This window comes from Blastococcus saxobsidens DD2 (genome assembly GCF_000284015.1).
In the GTDB taxonomy this organism is placed as follows: domain Bacteria; phylum Actinomycetota; class Actinomycetes; order Mycobacteriales; family Geodermatophilaceae; genus Blastococcus; species Blastococcus saxobsidens_A.
Genome location: NC_016943.1, coordinates 3,337,446 through 3,358,205, shown reverse-complemented (window position 1 = coordinate 3,358,205; position 20,760 = coordinate 3,337,446). Strand labels below are relative to the sequence as shown.

Genomic DNA, 20,760 nt, shown 5'->3' with positions numbered 1-20,760 from the left:
TTCGTACCGCCGACACCACCCGCCCGAGGTGCCTCGTCTGATGTCGCGGCCGGCATGGTGCGCCCCGGGAATCGAGCGATGAGCCCTTACGGTCGTCGCCGACGACCTGGATCACTCATGCCGGAGGACAAAGCCGTGGTTCTACCCCTCATCCCTCTCGTCCTTATCGGGCTCGGCACCAGCACGGGCGTTGGTGGACTGGCCACCGGCGTCATGGGCGCTCTGAAGATGAAGGACGCCGGGGCGACCGCCGAGGCGGCCCAGAAGCGGTACGACGAGTCGCTGGCTCGCACCGAGGAGCGCGTCGGGAAGAGCAACGAGCGCATTCACGGGTACGGCCAGCAGCAGGAGCAGGCCCGGCGGCTGGTGATCGAGCGGATGGCGGCCTTCATCGAGCGGCACAGCGCGCAGGTCAAGCAGAGCGCAGCGCAGTTTCTCGCGGGCATCGATGCGGAGCAGCGTGAGATAGAAGGGTTCGCCGGGGCCCTGACCGCGGACGTGAACTGGCTCAAGGGCGCCGGTATGGCTGCCTTGACCGGAGCCGGCGCTTCCGCGGGCATCCCGAGCGCGGTCACTGCCCTCGGTGCGGCCAGCACCGGCACCGCCATCAGCTCGCTGTCTGGCGCCGCCGCACAGAACGCCACCATGGCCTGGCTGGGCGGTGGATCGCTGGCTGCCGGCGGGGGCGGTGTTGCGGTCGGAACCGCCGCTCTCGGGGTGGTGACCATCGGCCCGACGATGCTCATCGGCGGTCTGACTCTGAATGGTCAGGGCGAGAAGGCGGTGACCAAGGCGAAGGAGTACGAGGCGAAGGTGGCCGTCGCGGTCGAGGACCACGCGGCCTTCCGTTCGTTCCTCGACACGCTGGACACGCGGGTCGACGAAGTGAGCGGCGTCCTTGCCGGACTCGTGGAACGTGCCCAGGAGGCTCTCTCCACGGTGGAGCAGCCCGACTTCGACTGGAAGCAGCACGACGCCGAGTTCCAGCGCGCGATGTCGCTGACGCGCGCGGTGCGGGACATCTGCACCGTGCCTCTCGTCGCCGACGACGGGCAGATGAACTCGGACGTGACCCGCGTGATCCTCACGTACAAGGAGATGAAGTGACGGTCGCCAAGAAGCCGGTGGAGGGGGTCGTCCTCCCGCCCGCTGCGTCCGCGCTGCGCGCGGCGGACGCCCTCGGGGCGCTCAGCAACGTCATCGAAGGCGCCCGCGATTACCTGCGCCTGCGCGAGGAGGAACAGACCAAGCGGGCGAAGATCGACGCCTACGCCACGGTCGAGGTTGCTCGCATCCAGGAAGCGAGCTCCTTCCTCAAGCACTACTTCGAGCAGGTGTTCGCGGAGCGGTCCACGACGATCGACGGCCTCTTCCGCCACCTCGACGTCGCCATGACCAGCGGAGACGGAAAAGCCACCGACGCTGCGCTCCAGGGGATCGTCGACCTGGCCAAGTCGTCACCGCTGGTCGACATGGGCGACCTGAGCCAGGTCCGAAAGGCGATGGACGACCCGGACCACGTGTGGGAGCTGTAGGCGGCTCGGACGCACGATCGATCGGGAACCTGACGCAGCCTCGGCTGCTTCCGTACCGACCAAGGCCCGCCGTGGCTACGATGTAGTCATGGCGACGCCTCGTTCCGTGCGGTTGTCCGACGACGTACTCGGTCGACTCACCGACCTGGCCGGCCGGCGTGGCGCCTCGGTCTCCTCCACCATCGAACGGCTGCTCGACGAGGCGCTGCGTCGGGAGGCTCATCCGGGGATCACCTTCCGGGACGGCCCGAGCGGTCGGCGGGCCGGACTGGCGGCCGGCCCGGACGTCGACGAGGTGATCCGGACCCTCCGTGGCATCCACGAGGAGCGACCGCAGGACGTCGTCGCCGCGGTTGTCGAGATGACCTCGCTGACCGAGGTGCAGGTGCGTGCTGCGGTCGCCTACTACGCCGACCACCCGGCCGAGATCGACGCCAGGATCGCCGCGAACGAGCGGTCCGCCGAGGAACTGGAGGCGGCCTGGCGTCGCCAGCAGGAGATCCTGGCCGGCCCGAGCCGGTGAGGCTGCTGCTCGACGAGATGTACCCGCGACGGCTCGCCGAGCAGTTGCGAGCCGAGGGCCACGACGTCGTCGCCGTCGTCGAGCTACCGGACCTGGTAGGTCACGAGGACGCCGACATCGCGCGCTGGGCCCGGCAAGCCATGCGCGTCGTGGTCACCGAGAACATCGTCGACTTCGCCCCGCTGGACGTCGAGGAACATGCCGGCCTGCTGCTGGTCAACGCCCGCCGCTGGCCGCGTACGCCGAGTGGGCTACCGCGGTTGCTGGCGGCTCTGCACGCCTGGCTCGACGCCCGCCTCGGCGTCGACGACCGCAGCAGGCGGGGTGCCGGCTTGGTCGAGTGGTTGTGAGCGCGCCGTTCCCCGGGCGGCGCCGTCCGTGACAGGGTTCCGAAGGCCCGACTCGCAGCACCACGGGGGAACGTTGCCGCACTCACCGATGTCCGTCGCGCTCGACCCGAGCGGGAACTGAGCCATGCAGCGCATCGACGCCCGGCTGGTGCTCAGCCCCAGTGACCTGACCCGGCACCAGGAGTGTTCCCACCTCACCGCGCTGAACCTCGCGGTGGCCGATGGACGCCTGCAGGCGCCGCTCGACGGGCCGAGCGACCAGACGGTCCTCGTCGCCGACCTCGGGATCGCCCACGAACTCCGCTACCTCGAGTCGCTGGAGGCCGCGGGCCTGCGCGTCGCCCGGCTCCAGGACGCCCGCAGCGAGGCGGCCACCCTCGACGCGATGCGCGCCGGCTACGACGTCATCCACCAGGCCACGCTCTCCGACGGCCGCTGGGGCGGCCAGGCCGACTTCCTCCTCCGCACGGAGGCTCCCTCGGACCTGGGGGAGTGGTCCTACGAGGTCGCCGACGCCAAGCTCGCCCGCCGCATCAAGGTGCCGGCCCTGCTGCAGATGGCCACCTACGCCGACCGGCTCGCCATCCTGCAGGGCCGCGAACCCGAGCACATCTCCGTGGTCACCGGTGACGGCGAGGGGCACCCGTGGCGGCTGGTCGACGTCGCCGCCTACGCCCGTCGCGCCCGCACCCGGCTGGAGGGCTTCGCCGCCGACGTCCCGCCTACCGAACCCGTCCCCGTCGCCTACTGCGACCGGTGCGCGTGGCAGCTGCGCTGCGCAGGCGAACTGCGTGCCGGCGACGACCTCAGCCTGGTCGCCGGCATGCGCCGCGACCACCGGGCGGCACTACGGGACGTCGGCGTCGCCACCCTCGAGCAGCTCGCCGACGCCTCCGACGAGATCCTCAAGGCCTCCGGGATCAGTCGGGGAATCCGCGAACGCCTGCGGGAGCAGGCCCGGGAGCAGCTGCGCGGCCGGGAAGCCGGCATCCCCACCCGCACGCTCCTGCCGCCGCAGGTGGCCCAGGGCCTGCTGCGACTGCCCGAACCCAGCCCCGGCGACCTCTACCTCGACTTCGAGGGTGACCCGCTCTCCGGGGACGGCGACGGGCTCGAGTACCTCGCCGGTCTCGGCGACCGCGCCGGAGACTTCACCGCCCTGTGGGCGCACGACCGCGACGCCGAACGCCACATGGTCGCCGACCTGCTCGATCGCATCGTGGCCGCCTGGCGTGCAGACCCGGGCATGCACGTCTACCACTACGCCGCCTACGAGGTCAGCGCGCTCAAGCGGCTCACCGCCCGGTACGGCGTCCGCGAAGCCGAGCTCGACCAGCTGCTGCGGGCCCAGCGATTCGTCGACCTCTATCCCGTCGTCCGCCAGTCGATGCGGATCAGCAAGGACTCGTACTCCATCAAGAAGGTCGAGGCGTTCTACGGGCGCGAGCACACCGGCGACGTCGCCGACGCCATGTCCAGCGTCGTCGAGTACGAGAAGTGGTTGACCGACCGCGATCCCGCCCGCCTGCAGTCGATCGAGGACTACAACAAGGACGACGTCGACTCCACCCGCGAGCTGCACGACTGGCTGGAGGCCCAGCGGACCGAGCTCGAGGCGCTGCACGGCCCCCAGTCGCGCCCCACCGTGCCCGAGGTGACCGGTCCCGCGCCACGGGCGGACGCCGAGGTTGCCGAGCTCGCGCTGGTCGAGCGGCTCCAGGAACGCCGGCAGGACCTGCTCGGCGACCTCGTGCAGTGGCACCGCCGCGAAGCCCGCCCCGGCTGGTGGGAGTTCTTCAGCCGTGGCGACCTCGAGGACGAGGAACTGATCGAGGACCGAACGGCGATCGGTGGTCTGTCCGGCGGCGGTGAGATCGGCGCCGAGAAGAAGAGCAAGCTCTACGCCTTCACCTTCCCGCCGCAGGACACGAAGCTCTCGGTCGGCTCGAAAGCCTTCGACGTCGACACCCGGGTCCGGGTCGGTGAGGTCCGTGAGATCGACCCCGTCGCCGGCCGGGTCGTGGTCAAGAGCACCAAGCCGCCCGCCGGCCCTCGTGGTCTCGGGCCGGAAGGTCCGCTCGACGACCGCCCGATGCGGGAGTCGATCGCCGCCACGGCCGAGGACGTCCTCGCCGGCCGCCCCTCGCTCGCGCGGGCGCTGCTCGACCGCGTCGTCCCCGCGGACACCCGGCGGCTGCCGGGGGAGGAGGCCGGGGACGCCGTCGTCCGGATCGGCCTCGCGCTGGACGGGGAGGTCCTGGCCGTGCAGGGGCCGCCGGGCAGCGGGAAGACGCGGGCGGCGTCACGGCTCATCCGTGAGCTGCTCGACGCCGGCAAGACCGTCGGCGTCACCGCCACCTCGCACGCGGTCATCGGCAACGTGCTGACGGCGGTCGGCCGGCCGGCGCTGCAGAAGTGCGAGGAACGCCAGTCCTGTGGCGCCCCGGGCGTGGAGTGGTCGAAGGACGGCGACGACGTCGCCGACCGGCTGCTCAGCGGGTCGGTGTCGCTGGTCGGCGGCACCTCCTGGTTCTGGTGCCGGTCCGACCTGGCCGAGGCCGTCGACGTGCTCATCGTCGACGAAGCCGGGCAGTTCTCGCTGGCCAACGCCGTCGCCGTCGCCCGCTCGGCGAAGTCGCTCGTCCTGCTCGGGGACCCGCAGCAGCTGGCCCAGCCGATCCAGGCGCTGCACCCTGGCGACTCGGGGTGCTCGGCCCTCGAGCACCTGCTCGAGGGCCACGCCACCGTGCCCGCAGACCGCGGCGTGTTCCTCGACCGCACCTACCGGATGCACCCGGCGCTGACCGCATTCGTCTCCGATCTCGCCTACGAAGGGCGGCTGGAGTCAGCGGCCGGACGTGAGCGGATCGCCGTCCTGGACGGGGCAGCCGTCTCCGGCAGCGGGCTCGCCGTCCGGTTGGTGGAGCACGGGAAGCCGTCGGCGGCGGCCTGCGCCGACGAAGCGGCGGCGGTCGCGGAGCTGTGGCGCTCGCTGCAGGGCGTGGGATGGGTGGACGCTGTCGGCGTCGAGCGGCCGGTCGGCGCCGGCGACGTGCTGGTCGTCGCGCCGTACAACCACCAGGTCGGGCTCATCCGCGAGCTGCTGCCGGACGGCGCGCGGGTCGGGACGGTCGACAAGTTCCAGGGCCAGGAAGCGCCGGTCGTCATCTACTCGATGACGTCGACCAGCGCGGAGGACGCCCCGCGCGGCGTCTCGTTCCTCTACGACCTGCACCGGCTCAACGTCGCTGTCTCGCGGGCGAAGGCGCTGGCGGTCGTGGTGATGAGCGAGCAGCTGCTCGATGCCGCGGTGCGCACTCCGGAGCAGTTGCGCCAGGTCAACGCGCTGTGCCGACTCGTCGAGATGGCGACCGTCGTCGGCTGAGGAGGCGGGCGCACCTCGACCGCCGGTTCGTCCCCTCGCCTTACCGGGCGCCTCTCGCCCTGAAGCCCTGCACGCAAGGAGTCCCGTTGCTCATCGGAACCTGGAATGTCAACCTGCGTTCATCCATCACCTCGACCCCCGCCTCGGACAAGGCCGCGTGGATCCAGCACCTGGGAGTCGACGTCTGGCTGCTGGCCGAGGTGCACGCGGACTGGAGACCTCGAGGTCGCGAGCTCATCGTCTCACCGGAGAGACAGTTCGATCCGGGCAAGCAGCGGTGGGCCGGTATCGACACATGCCTTCCTCACGTCCCCTTGCGGACCGCGGGTGACCCGGAACATGCGGGGGAGGAGAGCTTGGTGCTGGCCCGCCTCCAGGTCGATGACGCGAAGTTGCCAACCGTCCTGGTCGCCTGTTCGGTCCTTCCGTGGAAAAACCCCGGAGATTTGTGGCCGCGGCTCCCGGGCGGCGGCCAGGCCGAGAAGTTCCGCCACATCCTCGACCACCACGTTCGTCGGATCGACTCCGAACGACAGGACGGTGAGCCCTTGATCTGGGGTGGTGACTTCAACCAGCACCTGAACCGGCCGTTCGAGGGCGCGACCGTCGAGGGTCAGAAGGCACTCCGCGAGGGCTTCAGCTTCCTCGGTCTGCTGGTCTTGACGGAGCGGGCCGAGCACCTAGACCCCGGCATGTACTCGATCGACCACCTGGCCGTGAGCTCTTGCCTCGTGGCCGGCGAGCAGATCGCCGGCGTGCACAGGCCCGCCTGGGAAGGCCGCAAGCTGAGCGACCACCCCGCATATACCGCCATCGTCGGCTTGCAGACCCCGTGCGGCCGAGATGGCGCAGCGTCGTCGTGACTGGGTGCGGTCGTCGTAACGCCGAGCCTGGACCTGATGGACGCCGTGGCCGCCGCGTCACGCGCCATCGAACGGCGGGACGGCCTCCCACGCCGCCACCCGGAGGCCACCTCGAGCGCCCGCTCCGCCCGGTGCAGTTCGAGATGGCGCCTGGGTCGGCTGGGCGGTCCTTGATTCCGCCCTGCCGTTCCTACCGGCCAGCCTTGGACAGTCGCTGCAGCGCAGCGGTGAAGCTGTCGTTCCACAGCCCGAGGTGCGGCCAGCGCTCGGCGACGTGCGCCGTGGCCTCCTCGACCGACATCCCCTTCTCGCGCACCAGCCAGCCGCGCAGCACGAGCCCGGTTCGTGAGGCGCCGCCGTGGCAGTGCACGAGCAGCCGGTGCCCCTCCTGCTGCAGCGCGGCCATGTCATCGAGAACGTCGGCGAGCATGACGTCGAGGTCGGCGTTGTGCTCGTTGTCGGCGATGTACGCCATCCGGTGCACCGGGTGCGGGAACGGCTCGCCGAGCCGGCACAGCGAGATGACCGCGAAATCCTCCTCGCTGTACCGGGCGCCGTCGAGATTGCCGGCCCAGATGCCGGGCAGCACCTCGGTCGGGCCGATCCGCGGAATCACGCCCGGGTCGTAGTTCTGCTGCACCCCGCCGTCCAGCGTGGCAGCGAGCTGCTGCAGGTCAGCCAGATGCCAGACGCGACCTCCGTGCCCGGGCACCCGTCCGTGCACCACCGACGCCCACCGGCTCGGGACGCCACCCATCCCGTACACCGCGCCGGCCAGTCCGCCGGCGACGCAGGCCACCGCGTCGGTGTCCCCGCCGAGGTCGATCACCAGCCGCAGCACCTCGGCGAAGTCGCGACCGTTCCGCAGGGCCCACACCGCCTGGCCGAGCGTCGGCCACACCGCGCCGTTCGACTCGGTGGCCTGGTCAGGCGTCCAGGCCGGCGCCAGCACGGTCGCCCACCGCTCGCGGTGTTCGGGCAGCACCGCCTCCAGCGCCGAGGGGATCGCCGCCAGCGGGTCGTCGCCGTCCAGCGCCACCCGCATCAGCTCGTGGAAGACCGCGCAGCCCTCACCGGCCGACGGGTCGCCGTGGGTGAGCGCGGAGATCCGCCGGGCGGCGTCCATGGTCGGCTCCCGCCCGTCCCGGGAGAACCGGATGGCGGCGGGCGTCGTCCGCATCAGCGAGCCGTTGCCGGCCGCGTGCCCGGAGCGGGCGAAGTGCTCGGCCGCGGCGACGTCCCAGGGCCGGCCCGAGCCCAGGACGGCGCGCGTCTGGTTGCCGATGTCCGGCGGCCCGGCGGCCGCCCAGGTGCGGAACCGCTCGAAGACGTCGGCCTCGTCCAGCCCGCCGCGCTCCACCAGTGACGTCGCCACGAGCAGCGCCATCTGGGTGTCGTCGGTGAACTCACCCGGCTCCCAGTCCAGCGAGCCACCGCCGCACATCTCCGTCTTCGATCCCCGCGCCGGCACCGGGAAGCGGGTGGAGAACTGCCCGGGCGGTCCGAACTCGAACGGTGCGCCGAGGGCGTCGCCGACGGCCGAGCCGACGAGCGCGCCGGCCACTCGGTGGGAGCGGTGCATGCGCGGGGTCACTCCGGCATCCTGGCCGACGGCGGTGCCGCGCGTGCGTGCGGCGCCGAATGAGGCTCGTGGCTTCGTCAGCGGGCCTGGACGAGCAGCGGCTGGGCGACCTCGCCGATCGAGCCGCGCACGTCGGAGAGCTCGCCGTGGCACAGCCCGATGCCGTCGGCGGCGATCTGCGTGCAGCAGGCCAGGTGCACCCACTCGCCGTCCGGCTCTCGGGTCAGGTGGGTGGTCATCCCCGGCGGGATGGACCACCAGCTGTCGATGGGCAGCTCCACGGAGATGCCGTTGGCGGCGTCGGCGGCGATGAGCGCGCGGTCGAGGCCGGTGAGGGGCAGGCCGGCGACCAGGGGGACGCGCACCCGGGTCCAGACGTCGGCCGGCCCGGGGTCCTCCGGCGACCCGGCGGTGTAGCGCCACTCGATGGCCTGCCCGTAACCCCAGTCAGGTAGGCCGAACAACACCTCGGGCGAGGAGTCGGGGACGGCGGGTGGCGGGGTGAGCTCGGTGACCACCGGCGGTGTGGGCCCGACGGCGAGCGACCACACGCGCGCGACGGCGACGGTGCGGCCCGCCACGGTCATCACCGCCTCGGTCAGGTCGATCCGCCGTCCGGGTCGTACGGGGGATACCTCGACGGCCAGCTCGCGACGGGGGATGGCGCCGAAGAAGTCGACGCTGATCCGCGCCGGGCGGGAGCCCGCACCGGTCGCCCGGGCGGCGTCGGCGGCCACGTGGGCCAGCAGCGCGGACGGCGGTCCGCCGTGCTGGGCGCTGTGGTCCCACGGGCTCTCGGTCGCCCGGGTGGGCGCGAACCGGTTCTCGCCCAGCGGCAGGTAGAAGGCCTCGAACTCCATGACGGGCAGTCTGGCCGAGGTGGTCAGCCGGCGACCGGGCGGACGTGCCGTCGACTGATCGGGTGGCACTGCGGCGAACCCTGCCCGGGCGGCCGGTCGTTGTCGGTGGTGCCTGCCATCGTCCGCCACTGCCGTCACGGGACGGCACGAATCAGGGGAGTGGCATGGGCGGATCGGTAGGTGTGCAGGCGGGGCGGGTGTGCCCGGAATGCGGCAAGGAGGACTCGGTCCCGGTCGTCTACGGGATGCCGGTCGGGGACGACTTCGAGCAGGCCGAGCGCGGCGTCGTGGCACTCGGCGGATGCGTGATGATGCCGGGGGAGACGGCGGACTTCGTCTGCCGTAGCTGCGGGCTGGAGTGGGGGAGCGCCTCCGACCCCACCGCGGACGAGGCCGAGTTGGCCGGGCTGCTGGACGTCGAGTACGTCGACCTCGTGTGCGCCCTGGGCACCGGCTGGCGGCGCGAGCCCATGTCGCGCGGCGAGGGCATGGCGCAGTGGTTCGTCAGCGGGGAGCCGGCGCAGCTCGCGGTCGGGGTCCTCGGCCCGTGGTTCGTCCTGGACCGGCCGCTCACCGGCTGGGGGCGGCGCCACCCCGACCCGCTGACCGGGGAGGAGCCGCGGTTCAGCCGCGACGACCTCCTCCACCAGCCGCATCTCGTCGCCGAGATGGCCGAGGCCATCGCGTCCGGCCGGCGCCGGTCGTTCCGCTGGTGCCGGACCTGCCGCCGGCCCACCGCGCCCGAGGCGTTCGTCGCCTCCAAGAGCTCGTGCGCGCAGTGCGTCGCCGCCTTCGGCGACGCGTACGAGTGACCCCGGCCGTTCTGCAGGGACCGGAGGGGACGCCTGCGGGTGCCCTGGGGCTGGTGGGGCGGGTGCGGACCGGTACGGCCCGAAACCCGCGGTTCCGTCGCCCCGCTGTGTCATGGTCCGCCGCGTCCGCACCCTTCGGTCGACGTCCGGCCGCGAGCGCGAAGGAGCCGTCGTGACCGTTGCCGTCGTCGACGTGGAGACCACCGGCCTGTCCCCGCGGACCGACCGGGTCGTGGAGATCGGCGTCGTCCTGCTCGACGACCGCGGCGAGGTCGAGGCCGAGTTCGAGACCCTGGTCAACCCGGGCCGGGACGTCGGCCCGACCGGGCTGCACGGCATCAGCGCCGGCGACGTCGTCGACGCGCCAGCCTTCGCCGACGTCGCACAGCACCTGCGCTCGCTGCTCGTCGGCCGGGTCCTCGTCGCCCACAACGCGCTGTTCGACCTGCGCTTCCTCGCCCGCGAGTTCGGCCGCGCCGGGCTGCCGACCGCCTTGTCGCCGTCGCTGTGCACCATGCGCCTGGCACCGCTGTTCTTCGGGTCCGGCACCCGGTCGCTCCAGGCGCTGTGCGGCTTCCTCGACATCCCGCTCGTGCACGGCCACGCCGCGCTGCACGACGCCCGCGCCACCGCGGAGCTCATGCTGGCCATGCTCGCCTCCGACCTCGGTGGCGGATCGCTGGCCGGTGCGGGTGTCCGGGTCGATTTCGCCGACGACGGCAGCTACCGCGGCTTCGAGGCCCTCGACGGCGGCTGGGCCGACCTGGTCGCCGCCGCGACCGCGTACGCGGACGGCAGCACGTGTCCGCCGTGCCGGACGCTGCCCCGCGACGCCGCGACCGCCGCCGTCCGCGAACGGGACGGCTATCTCGCCGGCCTCGTCGCCTCCCTGCCGGCGCTGGACGACGCGCCGCCCAGCATGGCGCCGTACCTGACCGTGCTGGACCAGGTGCTGGAGGACCGGCTGGTCAGCGTCACCGAGGCCGACCAGCTGGCTTCACTCGCCGGCGAGCTCGGCTGCGGGCCCGACCACGTGACGGCCGCGCACCGCATCTACCTGGAGGCGCTGGCCACCGCCGCGTACGCCGACGGTCTCGTCACCGAGGGTGAGCGCGCTGACCTCGAGCGCGTGGCGGCGCTGCTCGGCATGCGCAGCAAGGACGTCGACCTGGCGCTGTCGGTCGTCCGCAGCGGCGCGCAGGTCTCGCTGCCCCGGCGGGCCGAGGTGTTCTCGCCCGGTGACCGGATCGTCTTCACCGGAGCCATGAGCCGCACCCGCGACGAACTCGAGCAGGCCGCCCGGGACGCCGGCCTGCGGCCGATGTCGTCGGTGTCGAAGCAGACCGGCGTCCTCGTCTGCGCCGACCCGCACTCCCAGTCGGGCAAGGCCAGCAAGGCGCGGGCGCTCGGCGTCCGGGTGATCAGCGAGGCGGTGTTCTGGGAGGCGCTCTCGGTGACCGGGGCACGCACGTGACCGCCCGCCTGTTCCCCGACGACCCGCAGTTCGCCCACGCCTCCGAAGAGCTGTTCGTCCGGACGCTGCGCGACCAGCTGCCCGACGACGCGGCCGTCTTCTGCAACGTCCGGCTGAGCGGTCGCTCGCAGGACCGCGAGGCCGACGTCGTCGTCGCCTGGCCCGGCGTGGGCGTCGCCGTCGTCGAGGTCAAGGGCGGCAGCGTCTCCCTGCAGCGGGGGGAGTGGCGGCAGGGCGGGGACGGCACCGACCGGGTGATCCACCCGGTCGACCAGGCCGTCTCCTGCAAGTACCTGCTGTGCGACTACCTCGCCGAGCACCCGCGCTGGTCCGCCGGCCGGCCCCGGACGGCGCACCTCGTCGCGCTGCCGGCCACCACGCTGGCATCGGACTTCATGGCGCCCGGCCTCGCCCGCTGGATGGCGATCGACACGACCGACATCCCGCACGCCGCCGCCCGGATCAGGGCCGCGCTGGACAAGGTCCGCGACGAGCCCGACCCGCCGTCCGCCGAGGACGTCGAGGCGCTCGTCGACTGCCTGGCCGGCACCGCCATCCCGCAGCAGCACCTGCTCGCCCAGCTCGCCGAGCGCGAGGCCGCCTGCGACCTGCTCACCAGGGACCAGGCCAAGGTCCTCGACCTGCTGGCGTCGTTTCCCCGGGTGGAGATCCGGGGCGGCGCCGGCTCCGGGAAGACCTGGCTGGCCGTCGAGAAGGCCCGTCGCCTCGCCGCGGACGGTCAGCGGGTCGCGATCATGTGCTACTCGCGCGGCCTGGCCGAGTTCCTCAAGCGACGCGTCGAGACGCTGCCGAAGCGGCAACGGCCGGGCTACGTCGGCACCTTCCACAACCTCGGCATCGGCTGGGGCGTGGCTCCGGGCTCGGACGACGACAGCCGCTACTGGGAGGAGTTCCTGCCCGCGGCGATGGTGTCGCTCGCGGCGGAGCTCCCGGAGGGCGAACGGTTCGACGCGATCGTCATCGACGAGGGGCAGGACTTCGCCCAGAGCTGGTGGGACGCCGTGCTGGCGGCGCTTCGTGACCCCGACGCCGGCTCGCTGTACGTCTTCTCCGACGAGGGCCAGCGGATCTTCGCCAGGCAGGGACGGCCGACCGTCGACCTGATGCCCATCCCGCTCAATGAGAACCTGCGCAACACCAAGCAGATCGCCGGCACCTTCTCCAGCCTCGCGCCGGAGCAGATGCGGATCCGGGGCTCGTCCGGTGTGCCGGTGCGGTTCATCCAGTGCTCGTCGGAGGACGCCGTCGAGGCGGCCGACGACGTCGCCGACGCACTGCTGGGTGACGGGTGGCCGCCGGAGTCGGTGGCGCTGCTGACGACGCACCAGCGGCATCCCGTGCAGCGGGAGCGCCAGGAGGACGGTCAGGACGCCTACTGGGAGACGTTCTGGCAGGACGACGAGGTCTTCTACGGGCACGTGCTCGGCTTCAAGGGGCTGGAGCGGCCGGCCGTCGTGCTGGCCGTCAACGGCTTCCGGGACGAGGCGCGCGCGAAGGAGATGCTCTACGTCGCGCTGTCCCGTGCCCGCGACCTGCTCGTCGTGTGCGGGGATATGGACCTGATCCGGCGGGTCGGAGGGGAGGCGGTCGCACGACGACTGCTGGACTCGCTCGCGCAGACCCACTGAGAGGGATGACGTGGAGTTCATCCTCGACGGCGTCACCCACTCGCTCGACGCGGCGACGGTCCCGTCGGTGCTGCGCGACGTGGACCCAGAGCCGGTCCGCGAGCGCTGGATCGACATCGACGGTGTCCGCTGGCTTCCGAAGCAGGTCCTTGCGCTCGCCACCGGCCTGGACCGGGCCGATTTCACGTCCCACCGGGACTCGGGCTTCTCGAGCGCCTCGGCTTCCGCACCAGTCCGTGGGGTTGAGGCCGGCAGCCAGCCGGACCAGGGCGGACGGCGGCTCGTCTGCCTACCGAGCGAACCGGCGGCCAGGTGGACGTCGGCGTAACGGCCACCGCTCCCGACGACGCGGACATCGTCCTGGTCGGCTGCTCCGGGTCGAAGGCAGCCGGCCCGGCCCGCGCGGCTGAGCTCTTCACCGGTGCCGCGTTCCGGAAGGCGCGCGACCTCGCCGTCCGATCCGCGAAGCCCTGGTACGTGCTCAGCGCCAAGTTCGGCCTACTCCACGCCGACGAGCTGATCGCGCCCTACGACGTCTACCTGCCGAAGCAGTCGGCCCGGTACCGCGGCGCCTGGGCGGACTGGGTCGTGGCACAGCTCGGCGAACGGCACGTCTTCCACGGTCTGACCGTGGAGGCACATGCGGGGAGCGCCTACTGCGAGCCGCTCGTCCGTCCGCTCACGGAAGCTGGTGCCACGCTCACCCAGCCCCTTGCCGGACTGGGACTGGGTCGGCGGCTGGCGTGGTACGGCGGCTCGACAGGCGGCGCTGACGAGCCGGTGGGTGACGCTATCGAAGTTCCGGATGTGGCTCATCTGCTGGACCAGCGCAGCGCGGTACCCCCGAGCGAGTTCCTCGCTGCCGGGCGGTCGGCATCCGACCGGCCCGGGCTCTACACCTGGTGGGCCGACACACAGGGTGCCGATGACCTGTCCGCCGGACTTGGGCACCGCGTCGCGCCGGGGCTCGTCTACGCCGGACGGGTAGGCGGCATCCGACGCCAACGGCGTCAGCTCGACCAACACCCTCTGGGGCCGGGTGGCCACGAGGCACCTGGGCGGCAACCGCGAGTTCTCGACCTTCCGCCTGACGCTGGCCGCCTGCCTATCCCGGCTCCGCGAGCAGCCGATCGCGGAATCAGACCTCACGACGTGGATGCACACGCACCTGCGGGTGGCCGCGCTGGCGCTACCGCCGGAGCAGGTGACGGCCGGGGGGCTCTCCTGTTGCAGCTCAGCGGTGCGCCGTTGAACCTGCGCGACGTCCCGCGAACACCGTTGCGCACAACATTGAGCGCCCTTCGGTCGTCCGTCAGGGACCGCTGAATCCCGCCGTTCACATCGCCTGGTCATCTGAGCGGTCGGTCGACTGACCGACTCGAGAGCAAGCCGCGCGAAGGTAGACGAGCGGGCGCTGGAGCCTGGCAGGCTGACGTGTGCCACCGAGCCGACCGCCATCGGAGTGCACGTCGAACGAGTCAGCCCTCCGCGCCTCGTGCGCGGACAGCCGGCCAATGCCGTGCGAATGAGAACTCAGTCCCCGGGGACGACGACGGCGCGACCGCGGACCGTGCCCTCGTGCAGCTTCCGGTAGGCGTCCGGCGCCTGGTCGAGGCCGTACCGCTCGGCCTCCACGTGGATGGCCCCCGCGCGTGCCAGGTCGAGCACCTCTATCAGCTCCGACCGTGTGCCCTAGTAAGGCGTCCGCACCGAGGCCCCATCGGGGGTCGAGAAGGAGCCGGTGGACGGCAGCCCCTACCGATCCCGACAGTCCTTCCACCGCCGTCTAGCGTCCCCGACTTTCGGCGATCTCCAGGGGGCGGCGCGGCGGCACCGATAACCTGCTGAACGGCGGCAGTGCATGGTGCGGCATCGTCCCACCGGCCACGTGCTCGTGCCGACTTTTCCCGAGTAGTGATCGACGCGATCGGGAAGCCGATGGGAAGGCCGTCGATGCGGCACTTGGCTATGCCGCCGTCTCAGGAACACGGCGACCGATCGACGGTGGCGGCTGCGAGCAGACCGTTGGCTCCGTTCCTACTGTGACCCATGAGCCGGGTGCAGCGCGGGTTGTCGTCACCTGACAGAAGTCGGCGTTGTGTTCGGCTACTGCGCGCCGCCACGGTCGGTATCTCCTCGCCTAGGTTTCGGAACAAGACCACTTCCGAACAACGGGGGACAAAATGACGTACGCACCGGCGCCGGAACAGCTGCCGCAGCAGCCCCAGCAGCAGCCTCAGCAGCAGGCCAAGAAGCCGACCTACAAGCGGCTCTGGTTCATCATCCTGGCAGTCATCGTCGTGTTCGCCATCGCAGGCAGCCTCGGTGGTGGAGACGAAGCAGACACGGCTGGAGCTTCGGGAGCCGACACCGGCACCGACGCCGCCGCCCCGGCGGTCGGCGACGTTGCCGAAGTGCCAGTCGAAGCAGACTCGGGGAACCCCGGCATCGGCGAGCCGGCTGCGGACGGCAAGTTCAACTTCGTCGTGAACGGGGTGGACTGCAGCGCTACGGAGATCGGTAGCCAGTACGCGAACACGACCGCGCAGGGTCAGTTCTGCATCGTCGACGTCACCATTACCAACATCGGGAACGAGGCGCAGTCCTTCTTCGGTGACAACGCCAAGCTGTTCAACGCGGAGGGGCAGCAGTTCTCGGCTGACAGCGAGGCCGCCATCTACCTCGAAGACTCATCGTCCCTCTACGAGGAGATCAACCCGGGTAACACGTTGAGCAGCAAGGTTATCTTCGATGTCCCGGCCGGCACCACGCCGACCGCCATCGAGCTGCACGACTCGGCGTTCTCCGGTGGAGTGACCGTCGACCTGCAGTGAGCTAACCCAGCTGAACTCGGGCTCCCCGCCGGTCACGGTGGGGAGCCCGAGCACGTTGGGTGCCTTGCGGTCCTTGGATCCGGGGCGTCCCGAACTCGCACGGTGCGCCGAGGGCGTTGCTGACGGCTGGGCGGGCGAGCGCACCTGGGACGCGATTCCTGCGCGGCACCTGCATCACCCGATCAGTGCCACACCTTGGAAGACTTGCTCCCGGTGCCACACCACGTGCCGGGCCGCGGGCAGGGCGGTGCCACGGCGTGGTCGTAGCCGGTTCCCGTGCAGGTCATAGATGGCGCGCCCGTTCGCCGTCCGCGCCGAGAACCGTTGCGACACAACGACCGCCAAGTCCTCGTCCAGCCCGAGCATGCCTCGGTCGAACAGCTTGTGGTGCAGCGAGCAGAGGGCCAGCCCGTTATCCAGCTCGTCCGGGCCGCCAAGCTTGAACCAGCGGATGTGCGCCGCCTCGATGCCGACGACGGCACCGCCCGCCGCCCCGTCGAAGCCGCAGAAGGCGCACTGCCGGTCCCACGCCTCGATCACGGCCGCCGGCCATATCCGGCTGCGCTGCCGCTGCTCCTGCGTGCCGGCGTCGACCGCGATCCCACGGCGGTCGAGCAGGTCGGGATCGAGGCCGACGGCGACGAGCACGTCCGGGCCGATGGTGGCGGGGAAGTGGCTCTCGACGAGGCTCCGCGCCGCCTCATCGAGCAGTTCCGGCCGGTCCTTCAGCGCCGCCTCGAGCGACGCCTCCAGCCGACCGGTCACCCCCTGCCGGAGGGGGCCGACCGTGTCCATCGGGACGTCCTGGTCGAAGGTCCACACCTTGTCGGCGCGCAGCCGGGTGAACGGGTACGCCGCGCTCTGCGCGCGGCCGGTTCGCGAGGTCGGTCCGAAGTCCTCCAGCAGGTCGGCCAGCTGCTCCTCCGCCTCGGACCAGGGCAGGGTGCTCGTCCCGTTGGCGGCCAGCCGGCCCAGCGCGAGCAACACCAGCAGCGGCTTGTGCGGTGATCGCCGGCCGTCCTGCTGGTGCTGACGTAGCGACGCCAGCTGGTCGAGGAGCTGTCGTGCGGAAGGATCGTTCAGTGACACGTCCGCCACCCTGCCGCACGCCGGCTGCAAGTGGCGCACGGATACGCCGATCCGCTCGGCGCCAGGCTCGTCCGCCGAGCGACGGTGCGAGCATGAGGGCCATGCCTGCCGATCGGACCGAGCTCGTCGAGCGTTACCTGCGCGGGGAGACCGACGTCGTCGAGCCCCGGGACGCTGCCAGCGTGGTCCTCCTCCGCGACGGTGCGGCCGGCCTCGACGTCTACCTGCTCCGGCGCCGTCCCACGATGGCCTTCGCCGCCGGGATGCACGTCTACCCGGGCGGCTCGGTCGACCCCCGCGACCGCGAGGCCGCCGAGCACTGGGCCGGCCCACCGCCCGCCGAGTGGGCCGAGGCCTTCTCCTGCGACGCCGTGCTGGCGGTCGCGCTCGTCTCCGCGGCCGTCCGCGAGACGTTCGAGGAGTCCGGCGTCCTGCTCGCCGCACACCAGGACGGGACGCTGGTCACCGACACGACGGGGGAGGACTGGGAGCGCGACCGGCTGGCGCTCATCGAGGGCACGCTGGCCCTCAGCGACTTCCTGGAGCGACGGTCTCTCCTGCTGCGCGCCGACCTGCTCCGCCCCTGGGCGCACTGGGTCACGCCCGAGTGGCAGACCCGCCGGTTCGACACCCGGTTCTTCCTCGCCGCACTCCCGTCCGGTCAGCGCACCCGGGACGTCGGCGGCGAGGCCGACCGGGTGACCTGGCTGCCGGTCACCGAGGCGTACCGAGGGTTCCGCGACGCGTCGCTGACCATGATGAACGCCACCGCGTCCACCCTGCGCGACCTCACCGCCCATCCGGACGTGGCCTCCGCGATGGCGGGGTCACGCCGCATCCGGCCGATCCTGGGCCGCCCGGTGCTCATCGACGGCCGGCTGGACTACCTGTACGACGGGGACGACGGCCCGGCCCCTCTGGCTGAGCTGGTCGAGCCGTTCGCGGCGTCCGACGCCGACCCGGGCGGCGACACCTGATCCGACGACCGACGTGCCGGTCCAGCTTGGCCGGGACAGCCGTCCGCGGGACGAGCCGACTGTCGGCGTCCCCCCGGGATCGTCCAGGACGGCGGCGAGGCACCGAGCCAGGCCTTCACCCGGCTGGCTCCGTCCAGCGCGGAGCGGCGCCGGTCCTGGGGGTCTGTGGATCCGACGGTCGTGTCCACAGATCTCTCCGAGGGCTCTCGCTCCGGCAGACGCTGCGCCAGGGTCTGGGCATGTCCCGATCTCAGCGGTACCTCCGCCCTTGGTTGCTCGACATGGCGATGTCCGACACGCGGATTTCCGTCCCATCGCTCGCGGACGTCGGCGTCCCGTCATCGCTGCGTCCCGAGCTCCCCGCAGCCGGTCGGCTACGGCTGGGCGACGTCGACCTCGGTGCCGGCCGCCCTGTCGTCGCGCGGGACCTCGCCCCCGAGGCGGGACCCGTGCCCGCGCCGGCGCTCTGGCTGACCGACCGTGGAGGCCCCGACGAGGCGGCCACCTGGCGGCGACTGGTCGACCTCTTCGCCGAGACGGGCTTGTGGCCCCTGGTGCTGACGCCGCTCGGTGGTTACGCCCCCGACCGCCCCTGGGGCTCCGGAGAGCTCGAGCCGGTTCCCCAGGCGCATGTGGATGCGCTGCACCCGGAGGCGGTGCTGGCCGAGGGGTGGGCGGACAGCCTGGTTCCCATCGGGACCGATCCGTACGTCGAGCACCTGCGCCCGTTCGGCGCGGAGTTTCCCGGGCTGTCGGCGTCGCTGCGTCGTGCAGATCCTCCCGCTTCGGTGCCGGGGAGCGCGATCGACCTGGGGAGATGGGGGCGGATCGGCCTGGTGCCGTGTCGTCGTCCCTCCGACGCGATCGCCTCGATCGGCTGGCACGGGGCGATCAACAGCAGAACTGCGGCCCAGGTCTCCGCCGTCCTCCGTAGCTGGGAGGAGCGGTTCGGGATCGTTCTCGCGGGACTCGGGTTCGCCACGCTCACCCTGCTGGTGCCGTACCCGCCGGCGGACGAGTCGGAGGCGCTGCCGATCGCTGCGGAGCTGGCAGCGCTGTGCCCTGATGTGCTGTCGGAGGACGGCCCGGTGGACGGCTTCGGCTACGCATCGGGCGGCACGGTCGAGGGCCTGGCCCGGCTCCTCGTGGACCGCCCGGTCTGGAAGCTGTGGTGGGACTGAACCGGGGCGTCGATTGCCGGCCGGGCCGGCACCGAGTCCAGCGGCCGGTCTGCGGGGGGCCCCCAGGCCGCCGAGCGTCTCGGCGTCGAACCGGAGCAGGTCCGCCGGCTGATCCGTGCCGGACAACTGGCGGCCCGCAGGGTCGGTCGAACGCTCGTGCTCGACGAGGATGCCGTGGAGGGTCGGGCGCGTCTACCGATCACGGCAGGGCGCGCCCTGGCCCCGCGGACGGTGTGGGCCGCGCTGTGGCAGCTCTCCGGGGAGGACGTCGACTGGTTGCTGCCCGCTGACCGCTCCCGGCTGCTGACCCGGCTGCGGGGCTACGACGCCGAGCGGCTGGTCGCCGCCTCTCGCGATCGCGCCGATCGCCACGAACTGCGGGTGCTGCCCGCCTACCGGGACCGGCTCCTCGCCACCGCCGACGCCGTCCCCTCCGGCCTGACCGCGGCGGCTGCCGTCGGCGCCGACGTCGTCGCTGCCGAGGCCGCGGCCGAGGTGTACTGCACCGCAGGCACGCTGGACGCGCTGCGCCGCGAGCTGGGCCTGTCCGAGCGGGGGAACGCCAACCTGGTCGTGCGCGTGCCTCGGTACGAGCGGCTGGGGCTGACCGGCCGCGCCCACATGCCGGCCGCGGTCGTCGCCGTCGACCTCGCCGAGTCGCCCGACGTGCGCACCCGGCGAGCTGGCCTGGACCTGCTCGCCGCCGCGCTGGGCGACCTCACCCGGTGACCGGCGCCGGGGCAGCGGAGTTGCGGGTCGAGCTGCCGGCGCTGGCCGGCCCGTTGGACACCCTCTGGGACCTCGTCCTCGACCTCGCCGGGCAGCTGCCGCCGACCGGCTGGGTGCTCGTCGGCGGCCAGATGGTCATCCTGCACGGGCTGCTCGCCGGTCGGGTGGCCACGCGGGCCAGCCAGGACGTCGACGTCCTCGCCGACCTGCTCACAGACGAGGCCGGCCTGGTGCGCTGTGTGCGCGCGGTGCGAGATCTGGACCTCGAACCGCAGCCGGACGCCGCCGGCAAGGTCTACCGCTTCGTCCGGGCCAGGGACCAGGCCGGCGCCGACGTCCTGGCCCCGGATCAAGATCACACGCCCCCGCGGCGGCGGCTGCGCACGGTCGGTGGGGACACGATCCGCATCGAGGGCGGCACCCAGGCCCTGCAGCGGGCGCTGGCGGCTGTTGCTGGGTTGAGGGTCGTTCATGGGCTGGCAGCGCAGGCGCCGGGGCGGTGGAGAGCGGACGACACGACCGCGATCAGGGTCCAGTGGCCGCCGCCCCTCAGGAGAAGCCGTGATCCAGCTCGATGCCGGGCAGTCGCTGTCCCGCGCCGCCCGCACCGCCGGATCCGGGGCCGGCAGCTACCCCCGGCGTCACAGTTCTCCCGCCGGCAACACGCGACCTGGGGTTTCCCCGGAAGTGCTGGGAGAGGCCTGCCGACGTCCTTACGCTGGGAGCAATCCACGGAAGGACGGGTTGTGAGTAAGCACCTGCTCGACGAGACCGCTGAGTTCACGATGCCCCGGATCGGGCGGCACGCCGCTCCCGAGACGGGCGAGCTGGAGGTCACCCAGCGGTTCGACCCGGGGTTCCAGCAGCGGCGTGCGATGCCCAGCCCCCAGCAGGGCAGGGTCGCAGAAGTCCGCTGA

Annotated in this window: 20 protein-coding genes and 1 pseudogene; 17 read left to right on the top strand and 4 right to left on the bottom strand. The window is 72.2% G+C overall.

The window, feature by feature from the left end; translation table 11 throughout:
- Window positions 1–54 precede the first annotated feature (54 nt).
- From BLASA_RS15950 to BLASA_RS15925, 6 genes are all read left to right on the top strand, one after another.
- Entirely contained in the window at window positions 55–1,107 is a 1,053-nt protein-coding gene (locus BLASA_RS15950; protein WP_166486565.1) for a hypothetical protein, read from the top strand.
- The gene (locus tag BLASA_RS15945) at window positions 1,104–1,535 is read left to right on the top strand and encodes a hypothetical protein (RefSeq protein ID WP_014377239.1); all 432 of its coding nucleotides are present in this window, start codon (window positions 1,104–1,106) and stop codon (window positions 1,533–1,535) included. Before BLASA_RS15950 ends, BLASA_RS15945 begins: the two co-directional genes overlap by 4 nt.
- 88 nt (window positions 1,536–1,623) lie before the next feature.
- Complete coding sequence (locus BLASA_RS15940) at window positions 1,624–2,058, top strand: ribbon-helix-helix protein, CopG family (protein ID WP_014377238.1); 435 nt, start codon at window positions 1,624–1,626, stop codon at window positions 2,056–2,058.
- Complete coding sequence (locus tag BLASA_RS15935) at window positions 2,055–2,408, top strand: DUF5615 family PIN-like protein (protein ID WP_014377237.1); 354 nt, start codon at window positions 2,055–2,057, stop codon at window positions 2,406–2,408. The genes BLASA_RS15940 and BLASA_RS15935 overlap by 4 nt, the downstream gene beginning before the upstream one ends.
- 124 nt (window positions 2,409–2,532) lie before the next feature.
- Complete coding sequence (locus BLASA_RS15930) at window positions 2,533–5,793, top strand: TM0106 family RecB-like putative nuclease (protein WP_014377236.1); 3,261 nt, start codon at window positions 2,533–2,535, stop codon at window positions 5,791–5,793.
- An 86-nt stretch (window positions 5,794–5,879) separates the two neighbouring features.
- Window positions 5,880–6,656 (top strand): endonuclease/exonuclease/phosphatase family protein, encoded by a 777-nt coding sequence (locus tag BLASA_RS15925; RefSeq protein WP_014377235.1) that lies wholly within the window; start codon window positions 5,880–5,882, stop codon window positions 6,654–6,656.
- A 190-nt stretch (window positions 6,657–6,846) separates the two neighbouring features.
- On the opposite strand, the gene BLASA_RS15920 is transcribed toward BLASA_RS15925, so the two are convergent.
- Both BLASA_RS15920 and BLASA_RS15915 read right to left on the bottom strand, forming a co-directional pair.
- Entirely contained in the window at window positions 6,847–8,250 is a 1,404-nt protein-coding gene (locus BLASA_RS15920) for an ADP-ribosylglycohydrolase family protein (protein ID WP_014377234.1), read from the bottom strand.
- A 65-nt stretch (window positions 8,251–8,315) separates the two neighbouring features.
- A complete protein-coding gene (locus tag BLASA_RS15915; RefSeq protein WP_014377233.1) occupies window positions 8,316–9,098 on the bottom strand; it encodes a thioesterase family protein in 783 nt (260 codons plus the stop codon).
- Window positions 9,099–9,262: 164 nt separating this feature from the next.
- Here BLASA_RS15915 and BLASA_RS15910 point away from each other — a divergent pair, with 164 nt between their 5' ends.
- From BLASA_RS15910 to BLASA_RS23605, 6 genes and pseudogenes are all read left to right on the top strand, one after another.
- A complete protein-coding gene (locus BLASA_RS15910) occupies window positions 9,263–9,910 on the top strand; it encodes a hypothetical protein (protein ID WP_041775802.1) in 648 nt (215 codons plus the stop codon).
- Window positions 9,911–10,082: 172 nt separating this feature from the next.
- Window positions 10,083–11,384 (top strand): 3'-5' exonuclease, encoded by a 1,302-nt coding sequence (locus BLASA_RS15905; RefSeq protein WP_014377231.1) that lies wholly within the window; start codon window positions 10,083–10,085, stop codon window positions 11,382–11,384.
- Window positions 11,381–13,033 carry a nuclease-related domain-containing DEAD/DEAH box helicase gene (locus BLASA_RS15900; protein ID WP_014377230.1) on the top strand — a complete coding sequence of 551 codons (1,653 nt, stop codon included), beginning with the start codon at window positions 11,381–11,383 and terminating at the stop codon, window positions 13,031–13,033. The genes BLASA_RS15905 and BLASA_RS15900 overlap by 4 nt, the downstream gene beginning before the upstream one ends.
- A 10-nt stretch (window positions 13,034–13,043) precedes the next feature.
- Window positions 13,044–13,361, top strand: coding sequence for a hypothetical protein (locus BLASA_RS15895; protein ID WP_014377229.1), 318 nt, complete (start codon window positions 13,044–13,046; stop codon window positions 13,359–13,361).
- Window positions 13,346–13,771, top strand: a pseudogene (locus tag BLASA_RS26595) (DUF6884 domain-containing protein); the annotation flags it as partial. The gene BLASA_RS15895 and the pseudogene BLASA_RS26595, both read left to right, overlap by 16 nt.
- Window positions 13,772–14,072: 301 nt before the next feature.
- Window positions 14,073–14,285: a hypothetical protein gene (locus BLASA_RS23605; RefSeq protein WP_051005042.1), complete on the top strand. Its 213-nt coding sequence runs from the start codon at window positions 14,073–14,075 to the stop codon at window positions 14,283–14,285.
- 281 nt (window positions 14,286–14,566) lie between these two features.
- Here the strand turns inward: BLASA_RS23605 and BLASA_RS25625 are convergent, their stop codons facing one another.
- On the bottom strand, window positions 14,567–14,701 hold the full coding sequence (locus BLASA_RS25625; protein ID WP_014377227.1) for a zinc-binding dehydrogenase: 135 nt from the start codon (window positions 14,699–14,701) through the stop codon (window positions 14,567–14,569).
- A 515-nt stretch (window positions 14,702–15,216) separates the two neighbouring features.
- Between BLASA_RS25625 and BLASA_RS15885 the strand changes: the two genes are divergently transcribed.
- On the top strand, window positions 15,217–15,867 hold the full coding sequence (locus tag BLASA_RS15885; RefSeq protein WP_014377224.1) for a DUF4352 domain-containing protein: 651 nt from the start codon (window positions 15,217–15,219) through the stop codon (window positions 15,865–15,867).
- 174 nt (window positions 15,868–16,041) lie between these two features.
- Here the strand turns inward: BLASA_RS15885 and BLASA_RS15880 are convergent, their stop codons facing one another.
- Window positions 16,042–16,950, bottom strand: a complete 909-nt coding sequence (locus BLASA_RS15880) for a phosphorothioated DNA-binding restriction endonuclease (protein WP_166486804.1) — start codon at window positions 16,948–16,950, stop codon at window positions 16,042–16,044.
- Window positions 16,951–17,057: 107 nt separating this feature from the next.
- Between BLASA_RS15880 and BLASA_RS15875 the strand changes: the two genes are divergently transcribed.
- The 4 genes from BLASA_RS15875 (at window position 17,058) to BLASA_RS24605 (ending at window position 20,760) form a co-directional block, all read left to right on the top strand.
- Entirely contained in the window at window positions 17,058–17,933 is an 876-nt protein-coding gene (locus BLASA_RS15875) for an NUDIX hydrolase (RefSeq protein WP_014377221.1), read from the top strand.
- Window positions 17,934–18,172: 239 nt separating this feature from the next.
- Window positions 18,173–19,114, top strand: coding sequence for a DUF4253 domain-containing protein (locus BLASA_RS23600; RefSeq protein WP_014377220.1), 942 nt, complete (start codon window positions 18,173–18,175; stop codon window positions 19,112–19,114).
- 12 nt (window positions 19,115–19,126) lie between these two features.
- Window positions 19,127–19,843 carry a helix-turn-helix domain-containing protein gene (locus tag BLASA_RS15865; protein ID WP_331371100.1) on the top strand — a complete coding sequence of 239 codons (717 nt, stop codon included), beginning with the start codon at window positions 19,127–19,129 and terminating at the stop codon, window positions 19,841–19,843.
- Entirely contained in the window at window positions 19,840–20,760 is a 921-nt protein-coding gene (locus tag BLASA_RS24605; protein ID WP_014377218.1) for a hypothetical protein, read from the top strand. The genes BLASA_RS15865 and BLASA_RS24605 overlap by 4 nt, the downstream gene beginning before the upstream one ends.

Coding starts and splice junctions, on each gene's coding strand:
- BLASA_RS15950 (WP_166486565.1), top strand. CDS start 55: ATGGTGCGCCCCGGGAATCGAGCGATGAGCCCTTACGGTCGTCGCCGA.
- BLASA_RS15940 (WP_014377238.1), top strand. CDS start 1,624: ATGGCGACGCCTCGTTCCGTGCGGTTGTCCGACGACGTACTCGGTCGA.
- BLASA_RS15930 (WP_014377236.1), top strand. CDS start 2,533: ATGCAGCGCATCGACGCCCGGCTGGTGCTCAGCCCCAGTGACCTGACC.
- BLASA_RS15915 (WP_014377233.1), bottom strand. CDS start 9,098: ATGGAGTTCGAGGCCTTCTACCTGCCGCTGGGCGAGAACCGGTTCGCG.
- BLASA_RS15910 (WP_041775802.1), top strand. CDS start 9,263: ATGGGCGGATCGGTAGGTGTGCAGGCGGGGCGGGTGTGCCCGGAATGC.
- BLASA_RS15885 (WP_014377224.1), top strand. CDS start 15,217: ATGACGTACGCACCGGCGCCGGAACAGCTGCCGCAGCAGCCCCAGCAG.
- BLASA_RS15875 (WP_014377221.1), top strand. CDS start 17,058: ATGCCTGCCGATCGGACCGAGCTCGTCGAGCGTTACCTGCGCGGGGAG.
- BLASA_RS23600 (WP_014377220.1), top strand. CDS start 18,173: ATGTCCCGATCTCAGCGGTACCTCCGCCCTTGGTTGCTCGACATGGCG.